The sequence below is a fragment of the Bradyrhizobium acaciae genome (assembly GCF_020889785.1).
Classification (GTDB): domain Bacteria; phylum Pseudomonadota; class Alphaproteobacteria; order Rhizobiales; family Xanthobacteraceae; genus Bradyrhizobium; species Bradyrhizobium acaciae.
In genome coordinates, this window is sequence record NZ_JACMYK010000009.1 from 34,167 (window position 1) to 48,592 (window position 14,426).

11 protein-coding genes are annotated in these 14,426 nt (G+C 58.7%); 5 read left to right on the forward strand and 6 right to left on the reverse strand.

Translation table 11 applies throughout. The features are described from left to right. Nucleotides 1–310: 310 nt before the first annotated feature. From tnpC to tnpA, 3 genes are read right to left on the reverse strand one after another with little or no spacing between them, the layout of a single operon-like run. Nucleotides 311–1,963, reverse strand: coding sequence for an IS66 family transposase (gene tnpC, locus H8A92_RS06705; protein WP_038380666.1), 1,653 nt, complete (start codon nucleotides 1,961–1,963; stop codon nucleotides 311–313). A gap of 46 nt (nucleotides 1,964–2,009) precedes the next feature. Next, a complete protein-coding gene (gene tnpB / locus H8A92_RS06710) occupies nucleotides 2,010–2,357 on the reverse strand; it encodes an IS66 family insertion sequence element accessory protein TnpB (RefSeq protein WP_229195043.1) in 348 nt (115 codons plus the stop codon). After that, nucleotides 2,354–2,755: an IS66-like element accessory protein TnpA gene (gene tnpA, locus H8A92_RS06715; RefSeq protein ID WP_229195044.1), complete on the reverse strand. Its 402-nt coding sequence runs from the start codon at nucleotides 2,753–2,755 to the stop codon at nucleotides 2,354–2,356. Before tnpA ends, tnpB begins: the two co-directional genes overlap by 4 nt. Nucleotides 2,756–3,695: 940 nt before the next feature. On the opposite strand from tnpA, the gene H8A92_RS06720 reads away from it, so the two are divergent. From H8A92_RS06720 to H8A92_RS06735, 4 genes are read left to right on the forward strand one after another with little or no spacing between them, the layout of a single operon-like run. Beyond that, nucleotides 3,696–5,255: a sugar ABC transporter ATP-binding protein gene (locus H8A92_RS06720; RefSeq protein WP_229195045.1), complete on the forward strand. Its 1,560-nt coding sequence runs from the start codon at nucleotides 3,696–3,698 to the stop codon at nucleotides 5,253–5,255. A gap of 5 nt (nucleotides 5,256–5,260) precedes the next feature. Then, nucleotides 5,261–6,271: an ABC transporter permease gene (locus H8A92_RS06725; RefSeq protein ID WP_229195046.1), complete on the forward strand. Its 1,011-nt coding sequence runs from the start codon at nucleotides 5,261–5,263 to the stop codon at nucleotides 6,269–6,271. A 41-nt stretch (nucleotides 6,272–6,312) separates the two neighbouring features. Continuing rightward, nucleotides 6,313–7,443: a sugar ABC transporter substrate-binding protein gene (locus tag H8A92_RS06730; protein WP_229195047.1), complete on the forward strand. Its 1,131-nt coding sequence runs from the start codon at nucleotides 6,313–6,315 to the stop codon at nucleotides 7,441–7,443. A gap of 49 nt (nucleotides 7,444–7,492) precedes the next feature. Beyond that, on the forward strand, nucleotides 7,493–8,326 hold the full coding sequence (locus H8A92_RS06735) for a serine hydrolase (protein ID WP_229195048.1): 834 nt from the start codon (nucleotides 7,493–7,495) through the stop codon (nucleotides 8,324–8,326). 197 nt (nucleotides 8,327–8,523) lie between these two features. Here the strand turns inward: H8A92_RS06735 and asnB are convergent, their stop codons facing one another. Then, entirely contained in the window at nucleotides 8,524–10,413 is a 1,890-nt protein-coding gene (asnB, locus tag H8A92_RS06740; RefSeq protein WP_338026507.1) for an asparagine synthase (glutamine-hydrolyzing), read from the reverse strand. 236 nt (nucleotides 10,414–10,649) lie between these two features. After that, nucleotides 10,650–11,201: a GNAT family N-acetyltransferase gene (locus H8A92_RS06745; protein WP_229195050.1), complete on the reverse strand. Its 552-nt coding sequence runs from the start codon at nucleotides 11,199–11,201 to the stop codon at nucleotides 10,650–10,652. Between the two features lie 1,133 nt (nucleotides 11,202–12,334). Between H8A92_RS06745 and H8A92_RS06750 the strand changes: the two genes are divergently transcribed. Further along, on the forward strand, nucleotides 12,335–14,080 hold the full coding sequence (locus H8A92_RS06750; RefSeq protein WP_229195051.1) for a hypothetical protein: 1,746 nt from the start codon (nucleotides 12,335–12,337) through the stop codon (nucleotides 14,078–14,080). Between the two features lie 12 nt (nucleotides 14,081–14,092). Here the strand turns inward: H8A92_RS06750 and H8A92_RS06755 are convergent, their stop codons facing one another. Continuing rightward, a complete protein-coding gene (locus tag H8A92_RS06755; protein ID WP_229195052.1) occupies nucleotides 14,093–14,260 on the reverse strand; it encodes a hypothetical protein in 168 nt (55 codons plus the stop codon). Nucleotides 14,261–14,426: the final 166 nt, after the last annotated feature.

Sequence of the window (14,426 nt, forward strand, 5' to 3'; positions counted from 1 at the left end):
AGGCGCTTCACCAATTCCGTGATGACAGTGAGGCTTGGCGTTTTCCCTGGAGAAGACGGTTTTTGTACAAAGCGTGATCGGCCGTCATCCTTTGACAATCGAGCCCGTCATAGCGCCGCCATCGCCTCTTGGAATCTACCAAGCCTCGTTGCGCCGCTAACACCTTGTCGTCAACATTGGCTACTCAAGTCGAGCCTCTCACAATCTGATGAGAGCGAGGAGGCTCTTACCTCGTACGCATACGACGAAGACCGCCTGATTGATGCATGCGCGCGGGCACGGCGAGCTCTATGATGGTGTTGCGTGAAGATCAGGCGGCCTGCTGATCGGCAGGCTTGTCGCCTTGGCGCAGGAGCTTCCATTCCCAGGGTAGCAGTTCGTGCAGACGCGAAGCGGGAAGATCGGCGATACGGGCGAGGACGTCGGCGAGCCAGGCCTTGGGATCGACGTCGTTGAGACGACAGGTCGTGATCATCGTCAGCATGATGGCGGCACGGTCGGCACCACGCTGGCTGCCGGCGAAGGTCCAGTTGCGCCTTCCTAGGGCGATGCCTCTCAATGCGCGCTCAGCGCAATTGTTGGTCAAGCAGATCCTGCCATCGTCGAGGAAGCGGGCGAAGTTGTCCCAGCGCCTGAGCATGTAATTCATCGGCTTCAGGACCTCGGACGAGCGAGAGAGGGTTTCGCGCTCACGCAACAACCAGGCGTGCATGTCCCCGAGGAGCGGCTTACTCTTTTCCTGGCGCACGGCGTGCCGCTCTTCGGCGCCGCAGCCGTTAATGGCGCGCTCGATCTCGAACAACACATCCAGGCGCCTGACCGCCTCCAGCGCGATCGGAGAGACCGGTTTACCTCTCTTGCCTTCCCGGGCATTCTTCTCGATGTCAGCCAGCTCGAAGAAGCCCCGCCGCGCATGGGCGAAGCAAAACGCCGGCGTAATCGGCAGCACCTTCTTTTGCGGGTCGAACAGCGGCTCGAAGCCGTTGTAGCAATCGGCTTGCAGGATACCGGCGAAGGCGGCCAGATGCTTCTGGGGATGCTCGCCTCGTCGGTCGCTCGAGGCGTAATAGACCGCCGCCGGCGGCGCAGGCCCGGCAAAGGGCCGGTCATCCCGCACATACGTCCAGATCCGCCCGGTCGTGCACTTGCCCTTCGCCAGGATACGGATGGTGGTGTCATCGCCATGAAGGCGCTCGGCAGCGAGCACATGGCGTTCGATCAAGTGGAAGAGCGGCATGACGGCGAAGGTCCCGTGGCCGACCTGGTCGGCCAGCGTCGACAGCGGCAAATCAATCCTCTCGGCCTTGAAGCGCGCACTCTGGCGGTTGAGCGGGATATGCATGCCGAACTTGTCGAACAGGATCGTCGCCAGCAATTGTGGGCCGATGAAGCCGCGCGGCGTGGCATGGAACGGCGCAGGCGGCTGGCTGATCTTCTCGCAATCGCGGCAGGTGAACTTCTCGCGCACTGTCTCGATGACCTTGAAGCGACGCGGGATCTCCTCCAGCGTCTTGGTCACATCCTCGCCGATCTTCGCCAGCCGCGATCCGCCGCAGCAGGCGCAGCTCGTCGGAGCGTCAATGACGACGCGCTCGTGTTCGATGTCGTCCGGCCAGGGCTTGCGCACCGGCCGCTTGCGCGTGAAGGGGCGGACGTTCTGAGTCTTCGCCGCTGCGGCCTGCGCCGCAAGCTCATCCTCGCTCGCCGTGGTGACGAGGTCTTCGAGCTCCAGTTCCAACTGCTCGAGCAGCCGCGCCGTGCGCTCGGAGCGCTGCCCGTACAGTTCGCGTTTGAGCTTCTCGATCCGCAGCTCGAGATGCGCGACCAGCGCCTCGTTGTCCGACAGCTCCGCCTGCGCGCTGGCAGCCACCGCCTCAGCTCGCAGCCGCGCCTCACGCTCGGCCTGCAGCGCCGCCAGGGCACTCGCAAGGTCCGATGGAAGATCGTCCGGCTTCGATGTCATGAAGCCATTGAATCAGATCAAGCAGAAGATTCAAACTGTAAAACGGCTATCCGACCCGCGTCGGACGCTGGGTTTCTTGAGGGTTGCGCCAATCGATCCCGGACAACAGATAGCTCAACTGCGCCGGAGAGATCGTTACCGATTCACCGGCAACCGATGGCCAGATGAACTTTCCTCTCTCGAGTCTTTTGGTAAACAGGCATGCTCCCTGGCCATCGTGCCAGATCACTTTCACAAGATCGCTGCGCCGACCGCGGAAGACGAACAGATGACCGTTGAGCGGGTCTTTGCGCAGCACCTCCTGCACTTGAAGTGCCAACGACGGAAAGCCTCTGCGCATATCCGTGTAGCCTGTCGCGAGCCACACTCGCACGCCGCTCGGAACCGGGATCATCGGCGCACCAGGGCATCGAGAACTCGTCGCAGTGCGTCTCCATCAACGTCACCATCGACCCGGATTCGGTGTCCGCTACCGAGATCAATCTCGATGATGCTCTGGCTCCTCCGTCGACGCGCCGGCGCCGTCGTCAATGGCGCTTCGGCCACATCCCGCGGCGGCACAGACGGCCCAATCTCGACCGGCACTAACGGCGCTACACTCGTTTCACCGTGCTTGCAAAGCTCTTTGCGCCACCTGAACAGCTGGCTCACATGAAGGCCGGCCATGCGAGCCACCTCGGAAACGGTGGCTCCGGGCTCGAGCGATGCTGCAACTAGCCGTTCCTTCTCATCCTGCGACCACCGACGCCGCCGCTCGATCGATGTGATCACCTCTGCCCGCGAAATCGTCATAGCGCTTCTCCTGGGATTACCCCTAGGACCTGCAGCGCTCGCGTCCGTCAAACAAGGCGGCCCTCAACGGAGGGATACCTTACCTCGGGACAATCGGACGGATGTCTTGTGATATCGACGCGACGATCTCCCGCTTGATGTGGCAACTGCTGGTCCTTGGATCGAAGCAAGCGCTCTCGTTGCTCCTTAGTCCGATGATATCGCTCCTTCAGTCGTCTTCAGGTCGGCAACGATCTAGGCTTGCTCATGGCCAATGGCCGTTGATCGCAGAGGAAGTAGAACGCGCTCCTTTTCGCGCCTTCTTGACATGAACGCACGAAGTGATGGTCGTCTCCGCGAACAAATGCCGGAAAACGAATTGGCCTTATCGCACATAGGTGTTCGATTTTAATCGCCGCATGTTCGTTGGCGATCTTGCTCGATCTTTTGCTCTAAAGAACTCAAGCAAATGTGCGACGGAATAGAGCCGCTGTACCTTCGTGCTACTGCACGAATTGGAAGCGACTTTGCAGGACGCAGGAATGACCCAACTGTCTTTCCCCGAGAAAAGCGCCTGACAACCGCTATAGAGCGCGCGCAGAACACTGCCAACAGAGAGCGAAGCTAGTCACCGAATTGGGGCGCGACCAATTTCGAGTCGGAGGACGGGTTAAGCATCTCCGGTTGTCCTCGTCCCGACACGGAGCATCGATCAAGCAAGACACCCTCGTGCCGTTGCACGTTTTGACGCCCTGTGCCGGAATCGGTTCGCAAGTGAGTTTCCCGGGTAGCGTAAAGGAGGGGGAGAGGCCGATCTCGCACAAAAGATGCGGAAATTACGCGAAAATCGCCGCCAAACTGCGCCGAATAGATAGAATATTTGGCTATCCGTTCAGGCGAACGGACAAAAGAATATCCTACGGAAGTGAAACGCGCGCGAGGGGTGATGAGGAGTTCGACTGTGTCCACGGCCGAGATTTGTCCTGGGGCCGTGTTGTCGGACTGCGGCCGGACCCCGGGCGGCCTGTTGCGGCTAAGTAATATTGGCAAGACGTTCGGCGTCACGCGCGTGCTGCAGCACGTCGATCTCGATCTTGCGCGCGGAGAGACGGTTGCTCTGCTTGGTGAAAATGGCGCAGGAAAATCCACGCTCTCCAAGATCATTTCCGGTGTAATTCGGCCCGACAATGACGGCGAAATGACCCTGGAGGGCCGCCCCGTCTTCTTTCAAGCGCCCCGTGATGCGTTGGCGCATGGGGTCGCTCTCATCCCGCAGGAGCTCGCTTATGTGCCGCATCTATCAGTGGCCGATAATGTGATGCTTAATCGCTGGGAAGGAAAGTGTGGGCTCGTTACGCGACGGTCCACGCGGCGGGCGGCAGAGGAGGCGGCGGCCTCCATTGGAGTCGATCTCGGTGACCTGTCGCGCCCGATGGCTCGACTGACCTTGGCTGAGCGGCAGATCGTCGAGATCGTCAAGGTGCTTGCCCGCCGAGCGCGCATCATCGTGCTGGACGAACCAACTGCAGCGCTTAGCGGGGAGGAGAGTCGCCGACTGTTTGGCATCGTCGCGAAGTTGAACAGCGACGGTGTCGGCCTCATCTACGTTTCGCACCGTATGGACGAAGTGCATGAGTTTAGCCAGCGCGTCGTCGTCCTGCGCAATGGTCGCAAGGTCGCCGACCTAGATACGGCTAGCACGAGCAAGTCGGAACTAATCCGCCATATGCTCGGCCGCGATCAGCACAGCAAGCGAACGGTAATCGCCCCCGTGAGCAGATCAAAGCCGGCGGCGCTTGTCGTTGGCAAGTGGTCGCGATCTGGTATCCCCTCTCTTGCTGACGTGTCGTTCACCGTTGCGGCAAACGAAATCGTCTGCCTTTACGGGCTGCGGGGGTCTGGCGCCGAGCTTGTCGCGCAAGGACTTGGCGGAACTCGAAATGATATTTCTGGAACGTTCTCCTTGTTTGGCCGAGCTGGCCCGATCCCTGCCACGCCGATCAGGGCGAGGAGGCTCGGTATTGGCTACGTTCCTGCCGAACGCAAGCGCGAAGGGCTGGTACTAAGGCGGAGCATCCGCGAGAATCTCGTTTTGTTGGTGCTATCGCATATGTCTCGCTTCGGTGTGATCCGCGCGGGCTTTGAGAGGCGCTGGGCGGCAGAGATAGGCCGGCGCTTCGACGTGCGTTACCGCAAGCTGGAGCAGCCTCTCGGTCAGTTGAGCGGTGGTAACCAGCAGAAGATCCTTCTCGCTTCGCGAATGGCGATGGCGCCCTCATTCCTCGTGTTGCAGGAGCCGAGCCGGGGCGTCGACGTTGGCGCGCGCGCACAAATCCATTCCTTCCTTTTTGACATCGCCCGGACGAAGTGTCCGATGGTCATCGTCACGTCAGACATCGAGGAGGCGGTCGAGCTGAGCGATCGATTGATCGTGATCCGTGATGGCCGCATCGTCGGAGAACTAAGCGGAGCGGCCAAAACGCAGTCGGCCGCGGCTGCGCTCGCGGCAGGAGGTATTTGATCAAAATGAGTCAGGCTTTCGCTGAGACCGCCGCGCCCGAAACGGCAGCAGATCCCGGTATTCGACGGCAAAAATTGATGCGTCTTCTCGTGCAGCTATTCGGGATGGGCTTCTTCTACCTCCTAATCGTTGTCTCGCTTTCATTTGCGAGCCCATTTTTTCTGACTTGGAGCAACGCTGCCAATGTGCTGACCAATGTCACGGTGATAGGTATCGTCGCCCTCGGACAATCACTTGCGATTATTTCTGGGGGGTTCGACCTCTCCGTCGCCGGTGTCTTGCCACTCGGCTCAGTTCTGTTCGCGCTCTTCTCCAATGCCGGGATGCCGGTGCCGGTGGCTATTGCGCTTGTCATCATCATCGGAGCGGTCGTCGGGTTGATAAACGGCCTTATCGTCACCAAAATTAGAATTAGTCCGCTGATCGTCACCCTCGGAACGCTGTCCATCGCCGGCGGTCTGGCTTACGCAGTGACTGATGGCGTTACCGTGCCGCTCGCCAATGTCGACGCCGGTGTTTTGGCCGACCCCGCCTTTGCCAGCGTACCAGCTTATGTCGTGGCGTTTGTCGCTCTCGCATTCGCTGGCACGTTCCTGCTGAATTTTACCGTATATGGCCGCATGCTCTACGCAGTCGGCGGGAACCCGGAGGCGAGTCGTCTCGCCGGCATTCGTGTCGATCTGGTGACGATCTCAGTTTATGTACTCTGCGGATCCCTCTCGGCATTTGCTGGTGTCGTTGTTGCAAGCCAGCTGCTCGCCGGTTCGGCGACGGTCGGTTCCGACGTAGCGCTGTCTTCGATCACTGCCGTCGTGCTTGGCGGAGCCTCACTATCGGGCGGCGTAGGCAATATCGGAGGAACGCTGATCGGTGTGCTCATCCTCGGGACCGTGGCGAATGGCCTGGCCCTTTTGCATGTGCCTGCTTTCTACCAGCAGATTGTGACCGGAACCATTTTGCTCATCGGTGTTAGCTTCGCCAGGCTGCGTGAGGTGCTCGCGCGTGAGGACAGCTAAGTGGTCCCGGCCATTGTGGACAATTTACTCAGGGGGAAATGATGAACTCGAAGACAGATAAGTCAATCATGATGAGCCGACGCACGCTCGTCGCTGGTACTGCGGTTCTGGGCGGCTCTGTTCTCGCCGGATTGGGCATCCGGAAGGCTGAAGCCGGCGATCGCAAGTACAAGTTCGCTTTTGCCAACGTTCAGGAGTCGGGCGAACTCTTCAAGCAGTTTGGCGACGGCTTCAAGGCGGCGGCTGACAAGATAGGCATTGTCCTTTCGCGATACAACAATAACGGCGACGGTGTCACCGCCTTAAACAATGCAAGGCTGATGATCGAGGAGCAGCCGGACATTGTTTTCGAATACAACGGTGTCGAAGGTATCGGGAATTCCCTGCAGAAGGTTTTCGAGCGGGCCAAGGTGCCCTATGTCGCGATCAATGTACCCGTACCGGGCGGGCACTGGTTCAACCTGGTCAACAAAGAGATCGGTATCGACGCTGCCAAGATCGTCGCCGCTGCTGCCAGGGAGAAGGGCTGGACTGCCGACAATACCACCGTGCTTGTGGCGCAAGCGGCTGCCGCCGGTGTGGAGGTGAACGACTGCGTTCGCTACTTCTATATTACGGTCGCCGAGGAAATGGGGATGCAGCAGGTTGGCCCCGAGGCGATCACTGCGACGACAACCATTATTAGTCCAACCGGCATACAGGTTGATGGAAAGGGCGCGCTCGAAGCTAGCTATGCGGCGGTGAAAAACGTTCTCCAGACCATTCCCAAGGACCGCAACTTGCTGCTGTTTGCGGTCAACGACGATTCCGCCATCGCCACATGGCGGGCTGTTGCAGAGTCCGGGCGCGGCGACAAGGCGCTGGTGGCCGGCCTCGGCGGTTCGCTTGCGGCTCTGAAAGAGCTGCGCACAAATCCGCAATGGGTCGGCGAAGGTTCGGTGTTCAGCACTCACTGGGGCCAGTATCTTCTCGCCATGGGCGTCGCGATCGTGAACGACAAAAAGCCACCGCCGCTCACAAAGGCGCCGCAGATCGTGCTCACCAAAAAGGATGTAGACACCTACTACGATGCGGCCGGAAAGGTTGTCATGCTGCCGCCCCTTGTGCCGGAAAATCGCTATCTAGCAGCAACAGGCATCTTGCAGAAGTTTGGCAATGTCAAAGATCTTTGATGCCGCTAGGTCGAGGCGAATCTCAGCCCTCATCTTCCGGCAGCGACCTATGACAGAGGGTGATTCGTCCCGGGCGATCAATCTCGCCAGCAGTTGGTCCGGCGATGTTGTCTTCGCCGGATACAACATCTCGACGGGAAAGACGATCACGTGGCAAGCGGATAAAACCACCGCGACCGCCAGCTGCATCAAGCTTCATATTCTCGTCGCGCTGATGAACGAGGTGGAGAAGGGACGGCAATCGCTTGATCAGGTCATCTCCGTCAGAGCCAGCGATTTAGTCGGAGGATCGGGAGTGCTAAAGTATTTGTCTCCCGGGGTGAGTATGCAGCTTCGCGATATCGCGACGCTCATGATCATCCTGAGCGATAACTCCGCCACCAATATCATTATCGACTTGCTCGGTCTCGACAGGATCAACCAAGTTATTGCCGACATCGGTTTGACATCGACGCGCCTCGTCAATCGCATCGATTTCAGAAAGATCGGAGATGATCCGAGAAATTTTGCAGTGAGCACTGCCCGTGACTTCCTTGCGACACTAACTGCCATTGCCGAAGGCCGACTGATCAGCGGCCAAGCCTCGCAGACAATCCGCGAAATCATGTCGCGCCAGCATTACGTCGATCTGCTGCTACGCAAACTGCCGTATGATCCGTACGCCGCGGACCACGGCACGGCACCAGATCTGATCATCGCTGGCAAGACCGGGTTCGTTTCCGGTGTTCGTGGGGACGCCGTCATTGTCGAGCGGCGTGGCGTGATAGTGGTGATGACAGCTTTCGCCAGTGGAGATGATCGGTCATTTCTCCCAGACAACGCAGTGGCGCGCTTCATGGGTGATCTGGGTGAGGCGCTGTTCGACGATTTGTCAGTCCCTTGATATGAGATGACTGATTACGTTGGGACGGCGACTGATAGGGCCAGCAGCGCGGGTGCGGAGCCTGACGATGATGATCTGTCCGGGCGCTTTGAAGTCGAAAAAACGACGGCTCGATTCGTCGGGCCAAAGCGATCTTGTCCTACACTTTATGGATCAGCTCCTACTCCTTATGGATCAGCCGACCGACGGCTGGCGTCTCAGATGGTGAGGCTGACTTTGTAATTGGTCAGGAAATCCTGCAGGTTGAGGATATGCTGTACCCACCTGATGTTGTCTGAAGCGTTGAGCAAGGACTGCGAGCGGTCGATGGACAGCAGCGGAGCCACTGCCGCATTGGGATCGTTCAGCAGTGCGGTGAAGCGGGTGCGTAGCATTCGGCAGTAGGCGGAATCCTGGATAGAGGGGAACACACTTTTAACTCGTCGTATCACTGACTCCGGCAGTAGGTCCGCGGTCGCGGCCCGCAGCAGGCTTTTCTCGCGCCCGTCGAAGGTCTTGTGGCCCCATGGGGCGCCGAACACATACTCGACCAGGCGGTGGTCGCAATAGGGAACCCGTACCTCCAGGCCTGAAGCCATACTCAACCGGTCCTTGCGATTGAGCAGCCTCGGCAAGAAGCGTGTAAGAAAGAGGTAACAAACCTGGCGCATACGACGCTCGAGCGGATCAGCCGAGGCGGGGCCGGTCAAGGCGGGAACTTCAGCGAGCGCCCTGCGGTATTGCTCGTCAAGATAGTCGGTCATCTCTAGCTTCGAAGCAATGCCGCTGTCTAAGCACTGGCGGGCGGTATCGATGCTTTCGGACCAGGGAAATGTATCGGCCTGAACGCATGCGGAATCGTGGAACCAGGCATAGCCCCCGAAAAGCTCGTCGGCCGATTCTCCGGACAGCGCGAGCGCCGAGCGTTGCCGGACAGCCCGGAACAACAGATAGAGCGAGCTATCGAGATCCCCTCCCGTGAATGGCAGGTCGTGGGCACGGAGGGTACTGGCCAGCACGCTCGAGTCCATGAGTTCGTCGGCGGATAATGTGATGTTTGTGTGATGGGTATCGACGAACTTTGAGACCTCCTGCACGTACGGTCCGTCGGGTGTGGGACACATCGGGCTTGGGGTAAAATTGTCGGTGTAGCCGACAAAATCGAGAGCGAAGGATCGGATCCTATTGTCGCTGAAGCGCGCGGCCAGTGCGGTCAAGGCCGAGGAATCCAGCCCGCCCGACAAAAGCGTGCACAATGGCACGTCAGCAATAAGCTGCCGCTGGACTGTGTCCTCGAGCAGATCGCGGACGCGCCGAACCGTGGTCGGCACGTCGTCGGTGTGCCCGGTGTCGGTGAGCTGCCAATATTTCGTCTGCTGGATCCCATCGCGCCTCACGCGGACGATGTGACCCGGCCGTACCTCGCGCATACCGCGAAAGGCCGTGATGTCCGGATCGGCAATGGAGCACAGCGTGCGGCGAAGTCCATCGCCATCCATGATGCGGGCAGCCAGGCGATTGGCCAGGATCGCCTTTGGCTCGGAGCCGAACAGCACGCCATGCGGGGTGGGGTAGTAGTAGAGGGGCTTAATGCCGAGCCGATCGCGTATGAGAAGCAGTTCACGCCTGCCAACGTCCCAAAGTGCGTAGGCAAACATTCCGTTCAGTTCGTTCACCGCGGAGCGCGAATCTTGTTGACCCCACTCGCAATGAGCGTGCAGCACCACCTCTGTGTCACTGCTCGTATCAAACTGATGGCCAAGGGCGGCGAGTCGTTGACGCAGCTCACGGTAGTTGTAGGTTTCTCCGGTGTAGACAAGCACCAGGGCAGTTCGGCCGTCCTGCTGGAGCGTCATCGGCTGACGACCGCCCTCAATGTCAATGATCGCCAGGCGGCGGTGTCCGAGCGCTGCGGGTCCGTCGATCCAAATCCCTTCGTCGTCGGGACCGCGGTCAGCCATGGTGGCGGTCATCTGGGCAAGCTCCTGTCGCACCTTGGGAGCTCCAAGGTCACGATCGAAGTCAATCCATCCACAGATGCCGCACATATTCTGGCTCCTTACTCTAGGTGAGTTGTCGCGCAAATTTAGGGGTACGAAACGCCGCATCCGCGAGCGCGGCCCCTCATTGGTTGGGTCGTTGGCTTTGGCTCAACAGGCTCCCTCGGATAGCGCCAGGCGGCGAGCACCGACTTACTCCGGTGGCAGGCTTGAGCTGTTGGAAAGCTCGATTTGCGAGCGGCTGAGCTCGACAGTGTCAAGTTGTTTGTGGTGGAAGCGGCTCGATCCGCGTCAAACGGGGATTACTAACCGGCTGCCGGCATTCACTTGCTATCACGCTGCATTCACCCAATCCTTGTCAGCTGCTCGTCTTGCAAGTTGTAAAACTCCTCGCGGGTCATCTCGTAATACTGCCAAAACTTGCGTTGATACCAGCGGTCGTCGACGTAGCGTAGCCCAAGCTTCTTGGCGGCCCGCTTGGAGCGAAGATTGCCGTGCGCAATGACGCAGGCGATCTTTTCCCTGGTCGAGTTTTGCAAGGCGTGCGTGATGGCAAAGCGTGCGGCTTCCGGCCCCAGACCCCGTCCTGCCCCATATTCAGTGAGAGAGTATGCGAGTTCTAGATTGTTCGTACCTTCATAGTCGCGCAGGCCACAGCGGCCGATAAAAATCGGACCATCGTCAGCCTTCTCATAAACGATCCAGTCGCCGAAGCCATTCTTGCGCCAGGTGGCGATAAACCGATTGAGCCATTGGCGAACATCGTCAGTGCTTTGCGGCACGCCATTGAATAGCGCCGTCTGCACGAGGGGATCGTTGTGCAACTTGAACAATTCCGCCTCGTGGGCGGGTCCCGGCGGGACGAGGATCAAGCGTTCGGTCTCAGATCTGATCATCGGTCTTCTTCCAGGAAGATTTGTGTCGAACCACAGTCAAGTGGCCTGATCGGACCTTAAGAACATCGAACTCTCTGCTTGTAGTTGCACTACCTCCCGATACAGCGCGCCGTTGTCGATCAGCGGATGCTGACGTATGAGATCCGCCGAAATGAAACCAAGCATCCACTTTACCCAGATCTGTGCGGCTGAAGTGCCGGGGCCGCGGCACATTAGCAGGCATTCAAATGTGGGCACCTACTAAAGCTGAGAGTTGAAGAGCGCACACAATCAGCTCTCCGGCAGCACACAGCGCGGTGTCGCAGTTGCAGCAACGTTGTAAGTTCTCGACAGGCCTTGCTGCACCAACGCCAGCGGCCCGGGTCATGGACGAAGGTTGTCTGCCGATGCGAAACAACCGCGAGATCCGGATCGAGCAGGGGCCTGCAACGCGAACATTCGGCTCTCCAGCCAACAACAGTAACTACCGTTGTCGCTTAGCCGGCCCGAGGTGAGGGTCTATCGGTTAAATTGCTGGACGACACTTGTCTGAACCGCACCGGCCGATACGAAGAGATGATTGGTCTCGTTCGGCGCACCTTGACCAAGGTCTTGCGTGGCCGAACCCCTCCAACGTGTAATTCAGCGCCTATATCCGCCACTTGAGGATAGCTTCGCTCACGAATGCGTTTCTCTCTGCCGGCATGTCTGCATCGAGAGCGACTGGCGCTCCATGGCATTTCATTCGGCCGCTATGGCGAGTTTCTCCATCTCCTTCGGCATGTCTGTTGCTCATTCAGGGTCGATTCACTCAACGCCGGGCAGTCCCGCACTCAATCGGTATTCGGCTGAACATAGCAAGAACAAAGATCGATCCTGAAACGTCGCGGCAATTTTCCGGTTCGGAGAACGCCGCAAGCGAGTGGCGTCCGGCGGCCAGATGAGCCGCCAACGCCGACCCGGGTATTGGGCGCAAGGACTTGCGTGGATTGCCAATGAGGACAAGCGATCGGAGCCTGCAGCGTGATTTCAGCGGGCGCGGAGAGGGACGCTTCCACAGGATAGGGGAGCGCTCGCGCTTTATTCTGTCGACCTGCGAGTCGGACTGATCCAAAATCCCTGCGAGCAGAGAACAGAAAATACCCGTAGCAGTGATGGCAACATTAGAAGACGTATTTCGTTCATTGTTTCCTGAATTTCCAGCCGATCAAGACCCGTTCGTGCAACCGCCTAGGTTGCCTGCCGACGTCTTTGCGTTCTCAGCTCACTTGCTGGAGCGCTCCGGCGCATCCCATCACATCGCGCCGCACGTGCCCATGCCGGACTCGGATTTTCGCAGCTTGATCGTGGACGCGGCGATGCGAAATCGCGCCGTCAAGCTGGGGAAGGAATGGCTCCGCGCGCCGACGCCGGCCGGTCGGACGCTTCCCGCCGCGCCAGGCGGTGTCATAGCGAAGTGGCGCCGTCTCAGGAAATATCGCGATGAAATCGTCTATGAGCCGCTATTGGAGACATCGGATGCTCCTGACTGGTGGATGCCTTGTCTGGAGCTGATGATGATCGCGGACGAGGCGTCCCGAGATATTGGATTCGATTCGGATCATCCATTCATTCTGCCGATGCGTTCCGCGTACGTATTGGAAGAGACCGAGAACGACTTTTATAACCTTCAACGAGCATCATTTTCACTATCGACTGCCGTCGATGATCTTGTGTGTGTCCAACCTAAGTCAAGGACTCCCACTGTCGGGTGCACGCTGAGGTCTCTTTCGCATCATCTCGCGCTGCTTCCTCCTCGAGGACAGGTTCGCGCTCGTTGGGTCCAACCAGTATTTCCCGAACGAGCCGGTCAAAGGCCCAAAAAGTTGGGACTTCTGCTCTTGCCGTACCCATTCCGGATCGCTGACGACGCCTTCGAGGAAGTCGCTGTGGATGCAAAGGACACATGGGGATGGTTCGGTGTGCGGTCTAGCTGGCTGCCGGATAATCGAGACAGAACGAAGCGAAAGGCGTTCGTTGGATATGTCTTGCAGTTGGTGCGCGAGGCGAGGTCGAAAGGCAAACGCGTCGACGCGGTCGTGCTCCCCGAGCTTGCGCTCAATTTCACGCAGTTCGTGGATCTCGCTCGAGCTCTCGCCAAGGACGAACTGATCGAATTCCTCATTGCGGGAACAACGCACGATCGTTCCGGCCGCGGCGGCAATTTCGTTGCGATCGCCCCGTTCTTCCTGTTGGAAGGTCGTCGGACCGCCAACATGACGGACTGGGAAAAGATCATTCTGGTGCGGGAAAAGCACCATCGCTGGAAGCTCAATTCTTCGCAGATCGAAGCATATGATCTTGGGCTAGACCCAAAGAAGAGCTGGTGGGAGCATCTGTCCATTCTCAGCCGGAGTCTGGACGTCCTCGTGTTCAGAGGAAACAGTACCTTGACGACTTTGATTTGTGAGGACTTGGCGCGCGTCGATCCATGCCAAGCGGTCGTCCGGGGCGTCGGGCCTAACCTGCTGATTGCGCTCCTGATGGACGGACCGCAATTGGAGAACAGGTGGCCGGCGAGATACGCAACGGTCCTGGCTGAGGATCCGGGAACGTCGGTCCTGACACTCACTTCGTTCGGCCTAATAGCACGTCAAAACGAACTTGCGGATCATCCGCAAGCCAGCGCGATAGCGCTCTGGAAAGACGACGTGAACGGGGCGAGGAAGCTTGAGCTTCCCAGAGATTGCGACGCTCTCGTTCTGGAGCTTGTCGCGGAAGGAAAAACCGAACGGACGCTGGATGGTCGGTCAGACGATGGATCGACCCATCGATGGGTCTACCATGCGCACTGTGCAGTCAGTGTCGGAGCACAAAATCGGCCTGACTGGATCACGACCGGAGTGGCCAGATCCAAATAGACCGATCGATTTTTAGGCACGCTTCTTCGCCGCGGGCCTGAAGTCTTGCTGAGCGCGTTTGGTGAAGGTCTCGAAAATGCGCTTCTCCTCGGGGTCTGTCGACGACTTTTTGACGACGATCGCTGCGGCTTTCTTCGCCTTGCGAGTCTGTTCCGAGTACTTCTTGGAAATGTTGGCCATCAGTGCCTCAGCTTCCCCGGAAACCGTGGAAATCTCCAAGACAATGTACATATTGCGTGCGGCCAAACAAGGCCCGGATCGGGCCAAAGTTGCCTAATTAAGCATTATCTTCCAGTAACTTCCGATCTGGTGGGTCCGGACGAGGGCAAGAAGCCTCGTACAGTCG